Annotated in this window: 18 protein-coding genes and 1 other annotated feature; of the genes, 10 read left to right on the top strand and 8 right to left on the bottom strand. The window is 56.7% G+C overall.

All coding sequences use genetic code 11. From position 1 onward, the window contains the following. The first annotated feature begins 100 nt into the window (after positions 1 to 100). The 5 genes from ffh to rplS all read left to right on the top strand — a co-directional run bounded on the left by ffh (position 101) and on the right by rplS (position 3,717). Complete coding sequence (gene ffh / locus SSARUM_RS03915; protein WP_004932504.1) at positions 101 to 1,462, top strand: signal recognition particle protein; 1,362 nt, start codon at positions 101 to 103, stop codon at positions 1,460 to 1,462. A 214-nt stretch (positions 1,463 to 1,676) separates the two neighbouring features. Further along, positions 1,677 to 1,925: a 30S ribosomal protein S16 gene (gene rpsP, locus SSARUM_RS03920; protein ID WP_004932501.1), complete on the top strand. Its 249-nt coding sequence runs from the start codon at positions 1,677 to 1,679 to the stop codon at positions 1,923 to 1,925. Positions 1,926 to 1,943: 18 nt separating this feature from the next. After that, positions 1,944 to 2,492, top strand: coding sequence for a ribosome maturation factor RimM (gene rimM / locus SSARUM_RS03925; protein WP_019455135.1), 549 nt, complete (start codon positions 1,944 to 1,946; stop codon positions 2,490 to 2,492). A gap of 52 nt (positions 2,493 to 2,544) precedes the next feature. Next, positions 2,545 to 3,312: a tRNA (guanosine(37)-N1)-methyltransferase TrmD gene (gene trmD, locus SSARUM_RS03930; RefSeq protein WP_004932485.1), complete on the top strand. Its 768-nt coding sequence runs from the start codon at positions 2,545 to 2,547 to the stop codon at positions 3,310 to 3,312. Between the two features lie 48 nt (positions 3,313 to 3,360). Beyond that, a complete protein-coding gene (rplS, locus tag SSARUM_RS03935) occupies positions 3,361 to 3,717 on the top strand; it encodes a 50S ribosomal protein L19 (RefSeq protein WP_025301638.1) in 357 nt (118 codons plus the stop codon). A gap of 143 nt (positions 3,718 to 3,860) precedes the next feature. Here the strand turns inward: rplS and SSARUM_RS03940 are convergent, their stop codons facing one another. From SSARUM_RS03940 to SSARUM_RS03955, 4 genes are all read right to left on the bottom strand, one after another. After that, positions 3,861 to 4,088 (bottom strand): ogr/Delta-like zinc finger family protein, encoded by a 228-nt coding sequence (locus SSARUM_RS03940; protein WP_033637183.1) that lies wholly within the window; start codon positions 4,086 to 4,088, stop codon positions 3,861 to 3,863. A gap of 63 nt (positions 4,089 to 4,151) precedes the next feature. After that, positions 4,152 to 4,667: a lysozyme gene (locus tag SSARUM_RS03945; protein WP_039568943.1), complete on the bottom strand. Its 516-nt coding sequence runs from the start codon at positions 4,665 to 4,667 to the stop codon at positions 4,152 to 4,154. Then, complete coding sequence (locus SSARUM_RS03950; protein WP_025301641.1) at positions 4,651 to 4,872, bottom strand: HP1 family phage holin; 222 nt, start codon at positions 4,870 to 4,872, stop codon at positions 4,651 to 4,653. Before SSARUM_RS03950 ends, SSARUM_RS03945 begins: the two co-directional genes overlap by 17 nt. 249 nt (positions 4,873 to 5,121) lie before the next feature. Continuing rightward, positions 5,122 to 5,886, bottom strand: coding sequence for a DUF481 domain-containing protein (locus tag SSARUM_RS03955; RefSeq protein ID WP_004932469.1), 765 nt, complete (start codon positions 5,884 to 5,886; stop codon positions 5,122 to 5,124). A 506-nt stretch (positions 5,887 to 6,392) separates the two neighbouring features. Here SSARUM_RS03955 and SSARUM_RS03960 point away from each other — a divergent pair. Then, entirely contained in the window at positions 6,393 to 7,469 is a 1,077-nt protein-coding gene (locus SSARUM_RS03960) for a 3-deoxy-7-phosphoheptulonate synthase (RefSeq protein ID WP_033650022.1), read from the top strand. Positions 7,470 to 7,472: 3 nt separating this feature from the next. Beyond that, positions 7,473 to 8,594 carry a bifunctional chorismate mutase/prephenate dehydrogenase gene (gene tyrA / locus SSARUM_RS03965; RefSeq protein ID WP_033637185.1) on the top strand — a complete coding sequence of 374 codons (1,122 nt, stop codon included), beginning with the start codon at positions 7,473 to 7,475 and terminating at the stop codon, positions 8,592 to 8,594. A 58-nt stretch (positions 8,595 to 8,652) separates the two neighbouring features. On the opposite strand, the gene pheA is transcribed toward tyrA, so the two are convergent. The 4 genes from pheA to bamD form a co-directional block, all read right to left on the bottom strand. Beyond that, positions 8,653 to 9,810 (bottom strand): bifunctional chorismate mutase/prephenate dehydratase, encoded by a 1,158-nt coding sequence (gene pheA / locus SSARUM_RS03970; RefSeq protein ID WP_033650020.1) that lies wholly within the window; start codon positions 9,808 to 9,810, stop codon positions 8,653 to 8,655. A gap of 42 nt (positions 9,811 to 9,852) precedes the next feature. Beyond that, positions 9,853 to 9,979 (bottom strand) — a sequence feature (Phe leader region). Continuing rightward, the gene (locus SSARUM_RS03975) at positions 9,931 to 9,978 is read right to left on the bottom strand and encodes a hypothetical protein (RefSeq protein ID WP_101428074.1); all 48 of its coding nucleotides are present in this window, start codon (positions 9,976 to 9,978) and stop codon (positions 9,931 to 9,933) included. It overlaps the preceding feature by 48 nt. Before the next feature lie 122 nt (positions 9,980 to 10,101). After that, complete coding sequence (gene raiA, locus SSARUM_RS03980; RefSeq protein ID WP_004932457.1) at positions 10,102 to 10,443, bottom strand: ribosome-associated translation inhibitor RaiA; 342 nt, start codon at positions 10,441 to 10,443, stop codon at positions 10,102 to 10,104. A 312-nt stretch (positions 10,444 to 10,755) separates the two neighbouring features. Then, on the bottom strand, positions 10,756 to 11,487 hold the full coding sequence (bamD, locus tag SSARUM_RS03985; protein ID WP_004932456.1) for an outer membrane protein assembly factor BamD: 732 nt from the start codon (positions 11,485 to 11,487) through the stop codon (positions 10,756 to 10,758). 131 nt (positions 11,488 to 11,618) lie between these two features. Here bamD and rluD point away from each other — a divergent pair, with 131 nt between their 5' ends. The 3 genes from rluD to clpB all read left to right on the top strand — a co-directional run bounded on the left by rluD (position 11,619) and on the right by clpB (position 16,031). Continuing rightward, positions 11,619 to 12,596, top strand: a complete 978-nt coding sequence (gene rluD / locus SSARUM_RS03990) for a 23S rRNA pseudouridine(1911/1915/1917) synthase RluD (protein WP_004932452.1) — start codon at positions 11,619 to 11,621, stop codon at positions 12,594 to 12,596. Next, the gene (yfiH, locus tag SSARUM_RS03995; protein ID WP_039568951.1) at positions 12,596 to 13,327 is read left to right on the top strand and encodes a purine nucleoside phosphorylase YfiH; all 732 of its coding nucleotides are present in this window, start codon (positions 12,596 to 12,598) and stop codon (positions 13,325 to 13,327) included. Before rluD ends, yfiH begins: the two co-directional genes overlap by 1 nt. 130 nt (positions 13,328 to 13,457) lie before the next feature. Continuing rightward, on the top strand, positions 13,458 to 16,031 hold the full coding sequence (gene clpB / locus SSARUM_RS04000; RefSeq protein ID WP_060430906.1) for an ATP-dependent chaperone ClpB: 2,574 nt from the start codon (positions 13,458 to 13,460) through the stop codon (positions 16,029 to 16,031). Positions 16,032 to 16,534 lie beyond the last annotated feature (503 nt).

A 16,534-nucleotide genomic window follows, 5' to 3' on the forward strand; every position in this document is an offset into this window, starting at 1 on the left:
CTATCTCCAACGCTGAGGCAGAGATCCGGCGCGCTTCGTGTTATCATCGGCGCAATTGTGTCGCCGGAGCGGCCTGTCATCACACGTTGAGCATGAGACGATGTTTGAAAATTTAACCGATCGATTGTCGCGCACGTTGCGCAATATCAGCGGCCGCGGGCGGCTGACCGAAGAGAATATCAAGGAAACCCTGCGTGAAGTGCGTATGGCGTTGCTGGAAGCGGACGTCGCGCTGCCGGTGGTGCGCGACTTCATCAACCGCGTCAAAGAGAGCGCGGTCGGCCATGAAGTCAACAAGAGCCTGACGCCGGGGCAGGAGTTCGTCAAGATCGTCAAGGGCGAGCTGATCGCCGCGATGGGCGAAGTCAACACCGAGCTGAATCTGGCGGCCCAACCGCCGGCGGTGGTGCTGATGGCGGGCCTGCAGGGCGCCGGTAAAACCACCAGCGTCGGTAAGCTCGGCAAATTCCTGAAAGAAAAACAGAAGAAGAAAGTGTTGGTGGTTTCCGCGGACGTTTATCGCCCGGCGGCGATCAAACAGCTGGAAACGCTGGCGGAAGGCGTCGGCATCGATTTCTTCCCGTCTGACGTCAAAGAAAAACCGATCGACATCGTCAATCGCGCGCTGCAACAGGCCAAGCTGAAATTCTACGACGTACTGATCGTCGATACCGCCGGCCGCTTGCACGTTGACGAAGCGATGATGGACGAGATCAAGCAGGTGCACGCGGCGATCAAGCCGGTGGAAACCCTGTTCGTGGTCGACGCCATGACCGGCCAGGACGCCGCCAATACCGCCAAGGCGTTTAACGAAGCGCTGCCGCTGACCGGCGTGGTGCTGACCAAGGTCGACGGCGACGCGCGCGGCGGTGCCGCGCTGTCCATCCGTCATATCACCGGCAAGCCGATCAAATTCCTCGGCGTGGGCGAGAAGACCGAAGCGCTGGAGCCGTTCTACCCGGATCGCGTGGCATCGCGCATCCTGGGCATGGGCGACGTGCTGTCGCTGATCGAAGATATCGAAAGCAAGGTCGACCGCGAGCAGGCGGAGAAGTTGGCCAACAAGCTGAAGAAGGGCGACGGTTTCGATCTGACCGACTTCCTGGAGCAGCTCAAGCAGATGCGCAACATGGGCGGCATGGCCAACATGCTGAGCAAGCTGCCGGGCGCCGGCCAGCTGCCGGACAACGTCAAGTCGCAGATGGACGATAAAGTGCTGGTGCGCATGGAGGCGATCATCAACTCGATGACGCTGAAAGAGCGCGCCAAACCGGAAATCATCAAGGGCTCGCGCAAGCGCCGCATCGCGATGGGGGCCGGCATGCAGGTGCAGGACGTCAACCGCTTGCTGAAGCAGTTCGACGAAATGCAGCGTATGATGAAGAAGATGAAGAAAGGCGGTATGGCGAAGATGATGCGCGGCATGAAAGGTATGATGCCGCCGGGCTTCCCAGGCCGCTGATGGGCCTCCGCACGCCGAGTGCGGGCGCTTTCAGCATTCGCCGTTCGCGGTGAAAACCGCCCGAAATTTGACAGGCTGCAAAAGTTGTCCCCTGCGATCGACGCTTTAGATTGCTTTTTGCGCCAAAATGAGTAAAATTTTCGGGCTTTTTATATTGCAACCGGGCCCCGTCCCTCAATGGGGCCCGGCTGTTTTATTAACTAAAGAGGATGTTATGGTAACAATTCGTTTGGCACGTGGCGGCGCTAAAAAGCGTCCGTTCTATCAAGTAGTAGTGACCGACAGCCGCAACGCTCGTGATGGTCGTTTCATCGAGCGCGTAGGCTTCTTCAACCCGATCGCTTCCGGTCAGGCTGAAGCACTGCGTCTGGACCTGGACCGCATCGAGCACTGGGTTGGTCTGGGTGCAACCGTTTCTGATCGCGTTCACGCGCTGATCAAAGACGCTAAGAAAGCAGCTTAATCTGTCGCGGTGGTGGCAATGAGCAAGCAACTCAAACCGGTAGCGCCTAAGCAGCCGATTGTACTCGGTAAAATGGGGTCCGCTTACGGCATTCGTGGTTGGCTCAGAGTGTTTTCATCCACCGAGAACGCCGAAAGCATTTTTGACTATCAGCCGTGGTTTATCCAGCAGGCGGGTCAGTGGCAGCATATCGAGTTGGAAGACTGGAAGCGCCACAGTCAGGATCTGATCATCAAGGTCAAAGGCATTGACGATCGGGACGCGGCGAATCTGCTGACTAATCGCGAGATTATGGTGGATTCTGAGCAACTTCCTCCGCTGGAGGGTGACGATTACTACTGGAAAGACCTGATGGGCTGCCAGGTAGTCACCACCGCCGGCTACGAGCTGGGTAAAGTCATCGATATGATGGAAACCGGCTCGAACGATGTGATGGTTGTGAAAGCGAACCTGAAAGATGCGTTCGGCATGAAGGAGCGGTTGATTCCGTTTCTTCATGGGCAGGTTATCAAGAAAGTCGATCTCACTGCCCGCGTGATTGAGGCAGATTGGGATCCTGGTTTTTGACCCCCGGATCAAACGGTCGAAGCAAGTGGAATAACGGTAAGGAGATTGGCTTGTGTTCATCGGTATTGTAAGCCTGTTTCCTGAGATGTTCCGCGCTATCACCGATTACGGGGTGACTGGCCGGGCAGTAAAAAATGGCCTGCTGAGCGTGCAGTGTTGGAGTCCTCGCGACTTCACCTACGACCGGCATCGTACCGTGGACGATCGCCCTTACGGCGGCGGCCCGGGAATGCTGATGATGGTGCAACCTTTACGGGAAGCCATTCATGCGGCGAAAGCAGCGGCAGGCGAGGGAGCAAAGGTGATTTATCTGTCACCTCAGGGGCGCAAGCTGGATCAAACCGGCGTGTGCGAACTGGCGGCCAATCAGAAGATGATTCTGGTGTGCGGCCGCTACGAAGGGATAGACGAGCGCGTAATCCAAACCGAAATTGACGAAGAATGGTCAATCGGCGATTACGTTCTCAGCGGCGGGGAACTGCCGGCGATGACCCTGATTGATTCAGTCGCCCGTTTCATACCGGGTGTGCTGGGCCATCAGGCCTCAGCGGAGGAAGACTCCTTCGCCGACGGATTGCTGGACTGCCCGCACTATACCCGCCCAGAGGTGTTGGAAGGGATGGAAGTACCGCCGGTTCTGCTGTCGGGCAACCATGCCGAGATACGTCGCTGGCGCTTAAAGCAGTCGCTGGGCCGAACCTGGCTTAGAAGACCTGAACTTCTAGAAAGCCTAGCTCTGACTGACGAGCAAGCGGTGTTGCTGGCTGAGTTCCAACGGGAACATCAGGCCAGGCAACAGGACTATGAAGGAAACGTCTGACATCAGACGGGACCGATATATCAGTTTACCTAGGGTAAGAGACATATTATGAGCAACATTATTAAGCAACTTGAACAAGAGCAGATGAAACAAGACGTACCTGCATTCCGTCCGGGTGATTCCGTGGAAGTGAAGGTATGGGTCGTTGAAGGTAGCAAAAAACGTCTGCAGGCATTCGAGGGCGTGGTTATCGCTATCCGTAACCGCGGTCTGCACTCTGCATTCACTGTTCGTAAGATTTCCAACGGCGAAGGTGTTGAGCGCGTATTCCAGACTCACTCCCCAGTAATCGACAGCATTGCTGTGAAACGTCGTGGTGCCGTTCGTAAAGCTAAACTGTACTACCTGCGTGAGCGTACTGGTAAGGCTGCTCGTATCAAAGAGCGTCTGAACCGCGTTGGCTAACGCTGCATCCAAAAGTTAATAGTTATCAGGGGTTGGCATTATGCCAACCCCTTTTTTTATCTGGAAAATCTATCATCTCGCATTTGCGAGACTTGGCCGCCTGGCAGCGACATTAAAAAGCCTGCATCAGCAGGCTTTTTGCATTACAGCGCGGCGGCGCTTTGTTTATGCTGACTCTCCGGCGGGTGCGGCTGCGCCGGGACAATGTCATCGCCAGGTTTGACGATCACCCGCGCGACGGACTCGTGCGTGGCGAACGTGCAGCTGCAATTGATGTTGCGGCATTGATGGTAACGCTCTTTGGTCGACTCGCTCAGATAGCGGCTGGAGCGAGTGTGGGCCACGTGACCGCATAATGGACAGTGCATCATAAGAACCCCCTTGAACAAATTAAGTGAAATTGTTGTGGCATCACCCTTCGGCGAGCGAACTCGTCATGATGAGGCAATACCCTGCAAGCACAGTGCGCGTTCCGTGGCGCGTCGCTGTTCCAGCCCTTTGTTTTTCTTTCCGTTTACGTAAATCCAGCGAGGCAACTGATCGCAGGCCTGCCGCCACTGGCGCTGTTGCAGCAGCGCGACCAGCGTAGAGTGGCAGGCTGCGCTGATGCCCACGTTGAAGGCGAAGGCGATCACCGCATCATAGGTTTGTTGCGAGAGCGTATGCGGCAGGCAAGCGGCCATGCCGCGTTCGGTGCGGCGAACATCGTCGACCAAACCCACCGCGGCTTGCCGTTCATCGATCGTCTTGCCTGGGATGACGTCGGCAGTATGCCCAATGCCCTGCGTCCACACCCCGGCGCTGCACTGGTAAGGCGACAGGCGGCAACCTTCGAGATCGGCGATCAGCCTGAGACCGGCTTCTGAGGTTTGCAGCTCGCCAAATGACGGTAACAGCACCGCGATGGCCAAAACGGCGGCGACGCTGCAGCGCTTAACGATTGCACTCATCGTAAATTTTCCTCCGTGATGCCGCATTGCGCTCAATGGCCTTCAAGATCTGCAGGCTTTTACGTCGGTAGTACCAGTTCACCAGAAACGTGCCGATGCCTACCGCCGCACCGACTAAAAAGGCAATGTCCTGCGGAGAGAGCTTGCCGAGCCAAGCGAGAAACAGCGCCATGGCGTAGGTGATGAATGAGGTGATTTTCTCCATAACTTATGCTCGCTTTGTTTACAGCATCTCGGGAACTATGGTGGCCATCGATGCGTTACTGGTCGCTCACTATCGAAATCCATCATGCCCCGAGGCTGTACAATAATTACTGTATATGCATACAGTATTAAGCTATTTGCTAAAGTCGTCAATGGGTGGGATGAATATTTTTAGCAGATTGTGCAAAAGAGGGCGGCAGGCATAAAAAAGCCCATCGATGATGGGCTTCGAGAGATTCTGGAAGGGAGATTACAGGCCGTAGACCAGCGTGACCGAGGTGGTGGTGTCGGTGTTTTTCGGTGCCGAGGCCGGCGGTTTGCTGTTGTAGGTCACGGTGTAGGCTACGCGCAGTGAGAAGCGATCGTTGATCGCCACGTTCAACGCGCTTTCCGAGTTCAGCGTGGTTTCCTCGTTCGCCAGCGCGGAAACGCCCTGAATGAACTTGGTGTTGTCGGTCAGCTGATAGGAATAGTTGGCCGCACCGTAGGCCAGCCCTTTGGTCGAGCGGCCGCCGCCGTGGTATTCGTCATGGCGCACGCCGGGACCGAATTCCACCCGCAGGTCGCTGAGCGGCCCGTTGAGGAGTTGACGGCCGTAGCCGCCCGTCAGCGTGGAGCGTGAATCGTAACCGTTGAAACGGTCGCTCAGCCAGCTGGCTTGGCCGAACAGGTAGTTGCGGTCGGTCAGGTTATAGCGCGTACGGCCACCGGCCTGGTATTTTTCGGAGGAGCGCACGTTGGAGGAGGTGGTGTTGTTGGCCGCCCCCCACAGGCTGTACGCCGCGTCGCTGTTGAACCAGGTCATGTTGGTGTTGGCCAGCAGGGTGGAACTCTGCGAGTTGCCTGACTGGGCGTTGTAGCCCGCCTGCACGTTGCCTTCAAACGGTTTCTTGGCGGTGGCCGGATCGTCCATCGCGGTGAAAAGCGTATTGTCGGCGAGAGCTGAAACACTGGTGAAAGTCGTTAAGCAGCAAATATACAGCGGAAAAGCGCGACGAGCGCGAGAAGAGAGCATTTTGGATCCAGTTGTTAAGGGTGGTTATTGTTGATGACGGTCACATTATATCGGTTCATTTCGGCGACAAAAATAGCCGCCATTAGCTTAAGTTTTTAATTTTTATTCCTTATTTATTCGCTTTTCTTCTACTGAAATTCATCGCTTTCAGCAGCGCTTCGTGCTGAGTCTGGCGGATGCCTGTCTCAGCCCATTCGTTGGCGCTGAGGTGGGGGCGCGTCTTCCTTGTAAAATCAAATGTACATTTATGTTTACGGCGTCCATCTACTGCCAGGCAAGCGGGTAGAGAGGCGTTGGCAATCCTTTTGTTTATATATATTATTAAATTTATTGCATTTATTGTATTTATTGAAGTGCATTTCCCAATGGTTTTTCTTAGGGGTAATTACGGTAATTTTTTATTTACGGAAATTGGATTGAAAACTTTACATTGCGTGATAAGGTAGAGCCCTGAAACGCTCAAGGTTCCACTTCAACGCATAACGCCAAACGACAGGAATAGCATCATGCAAAAAGACGCGCTCAATAACGTACACATCAGTGCAGAACAGGTTCTCATCACGCCGGGGGAGCTGAAGAACCAGTTCCCGCTTAGCGCCGACGACGAAAATGAAATCGCCACCGCGCGCAATACCATCGCCAACATTTTGCAGGGGCGCGATCATCGCCTGTTGGTAGTGTGCGGGCCTTGTTCGATCCACGATCCGGATGCGGCGCTTGACTACGCCCGTCGTTTGAAAACCCTGGCGGCTGACTTGAGCGATCAGCTGTATATCGTTATGCGCGTCTATTTTGAAAAACCCAGAACCACTGTCGGCTGGAAAGGTTTGATCAACGATCCGTACATGGACGGTTCGTTTGACGTTGAAGCAGGCTTGCATATCGCGCGTCGCCTGTTGCTGGATCTGGTGGGCATGGGCTTGCCGTTGGCTACCGAAGCGTTGGATCCGAACAGCCCGCAGTACCTGGGGGACTTGTTCAGCTGGTCGGCGATCGGTGCGCGCACCACCGAATCGCAGACCCACCGCGAAATGGCTTCCGGCCTGTCGATGCCGGTCGGCTTCAAAAACGGCACCGACGGCAGTCTGGGCACCGCCATCAACGCCATGCGCGCCGCCGCCATGCCGCACCGTTTTGTCGGCATCAACCAGGCGGGCCAGGTTTGCCTGCTGCAGACCCAGGGCAACCCGGACGGGCATGTGATCCTGCGCGGCGGTAAAACCCCGAACTACAGCGCCGAGCACGTTGCGGCCTGTGAAAAACAGATGCTCGAGGCGGGACTCCATCCGTCCTTGATGATAGATTGCAGCCATGGCAACTCGAATAAAGACTATCGCCGTCAGCCGGCGGTGGCCGAGTCCGTGGTGGAGCAGATTAAGGCGGGCAACCGTTCGATCACCGGCATCATGCTGGAGAGCCATCTGCATGAGGGCAACCAGTCTTCCGAGCAGCCGCGTGCAGACATGCGTTACGGTGTGTCCGTCACCGACGCCTGCATCAACTGGGAAAGCACGGAAACGCTGCTGCGTCATATGCATCAGGAACTCGGCGCTGCGCTGACGGCACGCACGGGAGAAAAGTAAGTTATGGTGGCAGAACTGACCGCGTTGCGCGATCAAATTGACGAGGTGGACAAAGCGCTGCTGGATCTGCTGGCGAAACGCCTGCATCTGGTAGCGGAAGTCGGCGAGGTGAAAAGCCGCCACGGTTTACCGGTTTATGTGCCGGAGCGCGAAGCGGCGATGCTGGCCTCGCGCCGTCAAGAGGCGGAAAACCTCGGGGTGCCGCCGGATTTGATCGAGGATGTCTTGCGCCGCGTGATGCGCGAATCGTACGTCAGCGAGAACGATAAAGGCTTTAAAACCCTGTGCCCGCAGCTGCGGCCGATCGTCATCATTGGCGGCAACGGCCAGATGGGCCGGCTGTTCAACCGTCTGCTGACGTTGTCGGGTTATCAGGTCAGGGTATTGGATCAGGAAGATTGGCCGCAGGCGGAACAGCTGTTGGCAGACGCCGGCATGGTGATCGTCAGCGTGCCGATCCATGTGACCGAACAGGTGATAAGCCGCCTGCCGCCGTTGCCCGACGACTGTATTTTGGTGGATTTGGCGTCGGTGAAGAACCGTCCGCTGCATGCGATGCTTGCGGTGCACAGTGGCCCGGTGGTGGGGTTGCACCCGATGTTCGGCCCGGACGTGGGCAGCGTGGCGAAGCAGGTCGTGGTTTACTGCGACGGCCGCCGGCCAGAGGCTTACCAGTGGTTGCTTGAACAGCTACAGGTGTGGGGGGCGCGGCTGCACCGCATCAGTGCGGTCGAACACGATCAGAACATGGCGTTTATTCAGGCGCTGCGGCACTTTGCCACCTTCGCCTACGGGTTGCATCTGGCGGAAGAGAACGTGCAACTGGAGCAGTTGCTGGCGCTCTCTTCGCCGATCTACCGGCTGGAGCTGGCGATGGTTGGCCGCCTGTTTGCGCAGGACCCGCAGCTGTACGCCGACATTATCATGTCGTCGGAGGAAAACGTGGCGTTGATCAAACGCTACTACCAGCGCTTCGGCGAGGCGATCAAGCTGTTGGAGCACGGCGACAAACAGGCGTTTATCGATAGCTTCCGCAAGGTGGAGCACTGGTTTGGCGATTACGCCCAGCGCTTCCTGGTGGAAAGCCGCACGCTGTTACGGCAGGCTAACGACAGCCGGCAGTAAAATACCGGCGGTAAATAAAAATGAAGGGTTCGGCTTGGCCGAACCTTTTTTTATCGCGTCAGGATGGGTTGACCGGCACCACGGTGTCGCTGGGATAACAGCCCAGCACCTTCAGCGAGCGGGTGATGGGCGCCAGATCGCGCAGCGCTTTTTGCATTGCGTCGGCACGCAGGTTGGCCTGCACATCGATGTAAAACATCTCTTCCCACGGATTGCCGTTGATCGGGCGTGACTCCAGTTTGGTCATGATGATGCCGTTGTCGCGCAATACCAGCAGCGCTTCGACCAGCGCACCGGATTGCTGGCCGGTCGCCATGATCAGCGTGGTTTTGGCCGGCACCTGTTCGGAGACGTCGATCGCTTTACGCGCCAGGACGATAAAGCGGGTGATGTTCTGCTGTTGATTGGCGAGGTTGTGTTCCAGCACTTGCAGCCCGTACAGCGCGCCGCCGGCCTCGCTGCCCAGCGCCGCCACCTTCGGCGAATTCAACTTGGCGACTTTCTCCATTGCGGCGGCCGTGCTTTCGGTGTATTCGATTTTCCAGTGCGGGAATCGATTCAGGAACTGGCTGCACTGCTGGAACGGCTGCGGGTGGCTGTAGACGATTTCAATCTGGCTCAAATCGCTGTCGCCGGCCACCAGAACACAGTGGTTGATCGGGTTGGTCAGTTCGCCGACGATCGACAGACTGGTGTGTTGCAGCAGGTCGTACACCTCATTAATCGAGCCGGAGCTGGTGTTCTCGATCGGCAGAATGGCGTAGTCCGCCTGGCCGGTTTCCACCTGGGCGAAGATATCCTGAAACTTCTGGCAGCCACATTCGATCAACCGATCGAAATGGCGGGCGGCGTATTGGCGCGCCGCCAGATGTGAATAAGAGCCTTTCGGGCCGAGAAAGGCGATGCGGGCGGAGTGTTGGCTGACGGGATTGAGCTGGTGCTGCAGTAGCGCCTGCTGGGTCAGGACGGAGTCTTCAATGATCAGTTGGAACAGGCGGGTGACGTAGAAACCGTCCAGGTCGTAAGGCTTGGCGGCGGCGATCAGCGCATCCAGCAGATCGCGCTCGCGCTCTTTGTCGCGGATCGGACGGTGAGAGTGCAGTTTGGTCTTGCCGACTTCGATCGCCAGTTCACGGCGTTCCGCCAGCAGGGCCAACAGTTTCAAATCCAGTGCGCTGATGCGCTCGCGCAGCACCAATAACGGGTTGTCAGTCATAATCAGCTTCCGCCTTCAGTTCTTATTCGTTGTATAACAGCCATAAAAAAAGCCTCCTGTTTCCAGGAGGCCTTGTTGTTCGTCTTCGCATTCTTTCTCACACGACGAAACGCCTCCCAGTCAGGGGAAGGTAAAAAAGAATGCGAAGAAAAACGGTGTGCGTGGCATGGTCTACCTAAGGTTAATGCGAACAGGTTTTAAAGTAACCGCTGGCTTTTACCCCGTCAACAAAAATACCCGACAAAAAACGCGCCCTCGGGCGCGTTTGATGCGGCAACCGCAGTCGGACGGTTATTCCTGTTCCTGCGTCACTTCCGGCACGATGTCTTTCACGCTGGCATTGCAGCGGCGCGCTTCGCCTTTGTGCTGCACCTTGTTCAGCTGGCGCTCCAGCTTGGCGATCAGCTCGTTAACGGCGGTATACATGTCATCATGTTTGGCGCTGGCGACCAGCGGGCCGTTCGGCGTGGTAATGGTAGCGTCGGCGACAAACCCCTGCGGTTCTTTGGATAAGACGATATGCGGGTTTATCAGCTGGGTCTGCCATTTTTCCAGTTTGGTGAGACGGTCTTCGACGTGATTGCGGATTGCGGGAGTGATATCCATTTGTTTGCTGGTAATGTTCAATGTCATATAACTTACCTCTCTGTCTTTCCGTCTTGGTGAACCCAGCATACCCCGCTTTTTGTTTAAATGCGTGATGTAAATCACGATTTTTTGTCACTTTTTGCAAAGTTAGTTCAATCTGTGATTCAGCATTTGAATTGGTTATCTAATGCTTGAGAGTTGCCGCCGGATGGCGCATTATCGATGAGTTGACCGGTGAGGAGCGCTAGCTAACACCGTGTTTTTACTTGTGTATTCTTCCAGTGAAAACCAGGTCCACGCCAATGAAAACGGCAGCCGAGGCTGCCGTTTTGTTTTTTTGCCGTTGCCGACGCGCGCTTATTGCGGGTTGGCGGCGATCACTTTGGCCACTTTGTCAGCCTGGCCGTTCAGCTGCAGTTGCTTGTAGGCATTTTCCATCAGCGGCAACACGTCGTGCGTCGCTTTGGTATCCGGGAATTCACGCAACATCTGCTCGGCGCGATTAACGACCGCGACGTAAGCACCGCGTTTAGTGTAGTATTCCGCCACCGAAAGCTCATACTTGGCCAAGCGGTCTTTCAGATACACCAAACGCTTGTTGGCGTCGGTCGCGTATTGGCTGTTCGGGTATTGCTGAATCAGCTGGCTGAAGTCGCGGAACGCAGCGCGAGCGTGCTGAGGATCGCGGTCCGAACGGTCAACCCCGAAGAAGCCCTGCAGCGCGCTGTCATCGAGCGCCATGTCGGTCAGACCGCGCATGTACATCACGTAATCGATGTTCGGGTGCGTCGGGTTCAGGCGCATGAAGCGATCGATGGATGCCTGCGCCATCGGCAAGTCGGCGGCCTTATAGTAGGCGTAAATCAAATCCAGCTGGACCTGCTGGGAATACGGCCCGAAAGGATAGCGGTTATCTAACGCTTCGAGTTGCGTAATCGCGCCCTTGAAGTTACCGTCCTGCAGCTTTTGCTGCGCGGTGGCATAGATTTCCGAAGGTGGGTTGTCGGGAACCGCATCCTTGGATGTGGAGCAACCTGCCAGCGCCAGGCTCAACGTGGCTGCCGCCACCAGATATTTCATACGCGTCATGACGTTTTGATTATCCTCAGGGTGTTATTCCGGGAGACTGTCCGTTAAGCTCCCGACAAAGACCAGGTACAATAGCACATTATATTAAACGGCATCGCCGTGAAAACCCAACGTTAACGAAGAAGCTGCATATGGCACAACAAGTACAACTCACCGCAACGGTGGCCGAATCTCAACTCGGACAACGTTTAGATCAGGCTTTGGCCGAATTGTTCCCTGATTATTCACGATCTCGCATAAAAGAGTGGATCCTGGGCGATCGGGTGAAGGTCAATGGCAAAACGTCAAACAAACCGAAAGAGAAGGTGCTGGGCGGAGAGACGGTCGCCATCGATGCACAGATAGAAGAAGAGGCGCGTTGGGAGCCGCAGGATATCGCGTTGGATATCGTCTATGAAGACAGCGACATCCTGGTGATCAACAAGCCGCGCGATTTGGTGGTGCACCCTGGCGCCGGTAACCCGGACGGCACGGTGCTCAATGCGCTGCTGCATCACTACCCGGAAATCGCCGACGTGCCGCGCGCCGGCATCGTGCACCGTCTGGATAAAGACACCACCGGCCTGATGGTGGTGGCGAAAACCGTGCCGGCGCAAACCCGGCTGGTGGAAGCGCTGCAGGCGCGTGAAATCACCCGTGAATACGAAGCGGTGGCGATTGGCACCATGACCGCCGGCGGCACGGTAGAAGAGCCCATAGCGCGCCATTCCACCAAGCGTACCCACATGGCGGTGCACCCGATGGGTAAACCGGCGGTGACGCACTACCGCATCATGGAACACTTCCGCGCGCACACCCGTCTGCGTCTGCGCCTGGAAACCGGCCGTACTCACCAGATCCGCGTGCACATGGCTTACATCAGCCATCCGCTGGTGGGCGATCCGCTGTACGGCGGCCGTCCACGTCCGCCGAAGGGGGCTTCGGAAGCCTTCATCAACACGCTGCGCGGTTTTGACCGCCAGGCGCTGCACGCCACCATGCTGCGTTTGTACCATCCGATCAGCGGCATCCAGATGGAGTGGCATGCGCCGCTGCCGCAGGACATGGTCGATCTGATTAACGCGCTGAAGGCGGATACCGAAGAATTCAAAGATCAGATGGACTGGTAATGAACTCGCTCATTCTGCCCGACTGGCCGTTGCCTCCCGGCGTTAAGGCCTGCAGCACCACGCGCGGCGGCGGCGTCAGCCTGCCGCCTTATGACTCGCTGAACCTCGGCGCCCACGTCGGTGACGAGGAGCAAGCGGTGAAGCGCAATCGGGAACGGTTGGTTACCGTCGCCGGCTTGCCGCAGATGCCGGTGTGGCTCGAGCAGATACATGGCACCCGTGTGGTGACGTTGGCGGGGCAAGCGCCCGCCGATCTGCGGGCGGATGCGGTTTACAGCAACGTGCGGGGGCAGGTGTGTGCCGTGATGACGGCGGATTGTCTGCCGGTGCTGTTCTGTTCGCAGCACGGCGATGAAGTGGCCGCCGCTCACGCCGGCTGGCGTGGGTTATGCCATGGCGTGCTGGAGCAAACCGTGGCGGCGTTCAGCGCCGCGCCGAGCCAGATCAGCGCCTGGCTGGGGCCGGCGATCGGCCCGCAGCAGTTTGAGGTCGGGCCGGAGGTGCGCGCTGCCTTTATCGCGGAAGACGCCGAAGCCGCGGCGGCGTTTACGCCGCACGGCGATAAGTTTTTGGCTAATATCTACTTGCTGGCCCGCCAACGTTTGTTGCGGGCAGGCGTGCAGGCCATCTACGGCGGCGACCGCTGCACGGTTAACGAAAAGAGTCATTTTTTCTCCTATCGACGCGATGGAATAACCGGACGTATGGCAAGTTTAATCTGGCTGATATAACCTATTGAATTAGGACGATCCAACGACGCATGGCGTTGTACCGAAAATTTAGCGTCGAGATAACCTTGAAAATTTGAGGGATGACCTCATTTAATCTCCAGTAGCAATTTCGACCCATCTTGGAGGTGTTATGCGTCTGGATCGTCTTACCAACAAATTCCAGCTTGCCCTCGCCGATGCCCAGTCACTAGCCCTTGGGCACGACAACCAGTTTATTGAACCGCTACATCTGATGAGCGCCCTGCTCAATCAGGAAGGGGGCACGGTTCGTTCACTATTAACTTCCGCAGGTATCGATGCCGGGCGCGTGCGCACCGAGATCGAACAGGCGCTGTCCCGTTTGCCGCAGGTAGAAGGTACCGGTGGCGACGTTCAACCGTCCCACGAGTTGGTGCGCGTCCTGAACCTGTGCGACAAGCTGGCACAGAAGCGTGCGGACAAATTCATTTCTTCCGAGCTGTTTGTGCTGGCGGTGCTGGAAGACCGCGGCTCGTTGACCGACTTGTTGAAAGCGGCCGGCGCAACGGCCGACAAAATCAGCAAAGCCATTGAACAAATGAGAGGCGGTGACAGCGTGGAAGATCAAGGCGCCGAAGACCAACGGCAAGCATTGAAGAAATACACGATCGATCTGACCGAACGCGCCGAGCAGGGCAAACTTGACCCGGTGATCGGCCGTGACGAAGAGATCCGCCGCACCATTCAGGTGCTGCAACGCCGTACCAAAAACAACCCGGTGCTGATCGGCGAACCTGGCGTGGGTAAAACCGCCATCGTCGAAGGCCTGGCGCAGCGCATCATCAACGGCGAAGTGCCGGAAGGGCTGAAGCACAAGCGCGTATTGTCCCTCGATATGGGCGCCTTGATCGCCGGCGCCAAATACCGCGGCGAGTTTGAAGAGCGTCTGAAAGGCGTGCTCAACGATCTGGCCAAGCAGGAAGGCAGCGTTATCCTGTTTATCGACGAACTGCACACCATGGTCGGCGCCGGTAAGGCGGATGGTGCGATGGATGCGGGCAACATGCTCAAGCCGGCGCTGGCGCGCGGCGAACTGCACTGCGTCGGTGCCACAACGCTGGATGAGTACCGCCAATATATAGAGAAAGACGCGGCGCTCGAACGCCGTTTCCAGAAAGTGTATGTGGCGGAGCCGAGCGTGGAAGACACCATCGCTATCCTGCGCGGCCTGAAAGAGCGTTACGAATTGCACCACCACGTGCAGATCACCGACCCGGCCATCGTGGCGGCGGCGACGCTTTCTCACCGTTATATCGCCGATCGTCAATTGCCGGACAAGGCTATCGACCTGATCGACGAAGCGGCATCCAGTATTCGCATGCAGATGGATTCCAAGCCGGAGTCGCTCGACAGGCTTGAACGCCGCATCATTCAGTTGAAGCTGGAACAGCAGGCGCTGAATAAAGAGTCTGACGACGCCAGCAAGAAACGCCTGGACATGCTCAGCGATGAGCTGGGGCAGAAAGAGCGCGAATATTCGGAGCTGGAAGAAGAGTGGAAAGCGGAAAAAGCCTCGCTCTCCGGCACTCAGAACATCAAGGCTGAACTCGAGCAGGCCAAAATCACCCTGGAGCAGGCGCGCCGCGTCGGCGATCTGGGGCGGATGTCGGAACTGCAATACGGCAAAATCCCTGAGCTGGAGAAACAGCTCGCCGCCGCCACGCAGGCCGAAGGCAAGAGCATGAAGCTGCTGCGCAATCGGGTGACCGATGCGGAGATTGCCGAGGTGCTGGCGCGTGCCACAGGCATCCCGGTGGCCAGAATGCTGGAGGGTGAACGCGACAAACTGCTGCGCCTGGAGCAAGAGCTGCATTCGCGGGTGATCGGCCAGGACGAAGCGGTCAGTGCGGTCTCTAATGCTATCCGCCGCAGCCGCGCCGGGTTGTCCGATCCTAACCGGCCGATCGGTTCGTTCCTGTTCCTCGGCCCGACCGGGGTGGGGAAAACCGAGCTCTGCAAGGCGCTTGCTTCGTTCCTGTTCGACAGCGACGACGCCATGGTGCGTATCGACATGTCCGAGTTTATGGAGAAACACTCCGTTTCGCGTCTGGTCGGCGCGCCTCCGGGCTATGTGGGTTATGAAGAGGGCGGCTATCTGACGGAAGCCGTGCGCCGCCGGCCTTACTCGGTGATTCTGCTGGATGAAGTCGAGAAAGCGCACCCGGACGTATTCAACATTCTGCTGCAGGTGTTGGATGACGGCCGACTGACCGATGGCCAGGGCCGTACCGTCGATTTCCGCAATACCGTGGTGATCATGACTTCTAACCTGGGCTCCGATCTGATCCAGGAGCACTTCGGTCAGATGAACTACGCGCAGATGAAAGAGTCGGTGATGGAGATGGTGAGTCACCACTTCCGTCCTGAGTTCATCAACCGTATCGACGAAGTGGTGGTGTTCCATCCGCTGGGCGAGAAACACATTGCTGCAATCGCCAAAATTCAGCTGTCGCGTTTGTACAAACGTTTGGAAGAACGCGGTTACGAAGTGACCATGACCGAACCGGCCCTGGCTTTGTTGAGCAAAACCGGTTACGACCCTGTGTATGGCGCGCGTCCGTTGAAACGCGCGATTCAGCAGGAGATCGAGAACCCGCTGGCGCAGCAAATCCTGTCCGGCAAGCTGATTCCCGGCAAGCTGGTGACGCTGGATGTCGAAAACGACCATATCGTTGCACGCCAATAACGGCAACTAAGCGTCATGAAGATGAAAGGGAGCGGGTGACCGCTCCCTTTTCTTTATCTTCATTTGTCTCTATTTACAGGGTTTGCCGCTATTGCTGCGCTAAAACCGGTGTTTCTTGACTAATAAACATCCTAAAAAGGCATTTTGGGCGATTATTTGAGCGCTTGAAAAGTTTTTTGCATTTAGGGGTTGCGGCCTGCCGAGAACTCCCTATAATGCGCCTCCACTGACCGGGAACAACGACTGACAAGCCGCCGGGTCAGCGAGAAGACAGCGAAATAAACGCTTGACTCTCCGGGCTAAAAGCGTAATATACGCAGCCCGCGCCGATGAGTTTCTCGGCACTGCTCTTTAACAATTTATCAGACAATCTGTGTGGGCACTCCACAAGACGATATCCAGCATCCTAGGATGCAAAAAAATATCAAGTCTTGAAGAGTGACTAACTGAAGTAAAATTCATGCAGTAAATCTTTGAGCATCGCTTCTCGAGTGGAAGCACAT

Source organism: Serratia sarumanii (assembly GCF_029962605.1).
Classification (GTDB): domain Bacteria; phylum Pseudomonadota; class Gammaproteobacteria; order Enterobacterales; family Enterobacteriaceae; genus Serratia; species Serratia sarumanii.

Coding starts and splice junctions, on each gene's coding strand:
- ffh (WP_004932504.1), top strand. CDS start 101: ATGTTTGAAAATTTAACCGATCGATTGTCGCGCACGTTGCGCAATATC.
- rpsP (WP_004932501.1), top strand. CDS start 1,677: ATGGTAACAATTCGTTTGGCACGTGGCGGCGCTAAAAAGCGTCCGTTC.
- rimM (WP_019455135.1), top strand. CDS start 1,944: ATGAGCAAGCAACTCAAACCGGTAGCGCCTAAGCAGCCGATTGTACTC.
- rplS (WP_025301638.1), top strand. CDS start 3,361: ATGAGCAACATTATTAAGCAACTTGAACAAGAGCAGATGAAACAAGAC.
- SSARUM_RS03940 (WP_033637183.1), bottom strand. CDS start 4,088: ATGATGCACTGTCCATTATGCGGTCACGTGGCCCACACTCGCTCCAGC.
- SSARUM_RS03945 (WP_039568943.1), bottom strand. CDS start 4,667: ATGAGTGCAATCGTTAAGCGCTGCAGCGTCGCCGCCGTTTTGGCCATC.
- SSARUM_RS03950 (WP_025301641.1), bottom strand. CDS start 4,872: ATGGAGAAAATCACCTCATTCATCACCTACGCCATGGCGCTGTTTCTC.
- SSARUM_RS03955 (WP_004932469.1), bottom strand. CDS start 5,886: ATGCTCTCTTCTCGCGCTCGTCGCGCTTTTCCGCTGTATATTTGCTGC.
- SSARUM_RS03960 (WP_033650022.1), top strand. CDS start 6,393: ATGCAAAAAGACGCGCTCAATAACGTACACATCAGTGCAGAACAGGTT.
- tyrA (WP_033637185.1), top strand. CDS start 7,473: ATGGTGGCAGAACTGACCGCGTTGCGCGATCAAATTGACGAGGTGGAC.
- pheA (WP_033650020.1), bottom strand. CDS start 9,810: ATGACTGACAACCCGTTATTGGTGCTGCGCGAGCGCATCAGCGCACTG.
- raiA (WP_004932457.1), bottom strand. CDS start 10,443: ATGACATTGAACATTACCAGCAAACAAATGGATATCACTCCCGCAATC.
- bamD (WP_004932456.1), bottom strand. CDS start 11,487: ATGACGCGTATGAAATATCTGGTGGCGGCAGCCACGTTGAGCCTGGCG.
- rluD (WP_004932452.1), top strand. CDS start 11,619: ATGGCACAACAAGTACAACTCACCGCAACGGTGGCCGAATCTCAACTC.
- yfiH (WP_039568951.1), top strand. CDS start 12,596: ATGAACTCGCTCATTCTGCCCGACTGGCCGTTGCCTCCCGGCGTTAAG.
- clpB (WP_060430906.1), top strand. CDS start 13,458: ATGCGTCTGGATCGTCTTACCAACAAATTCCAGCTTGCCCTCGCCGAT.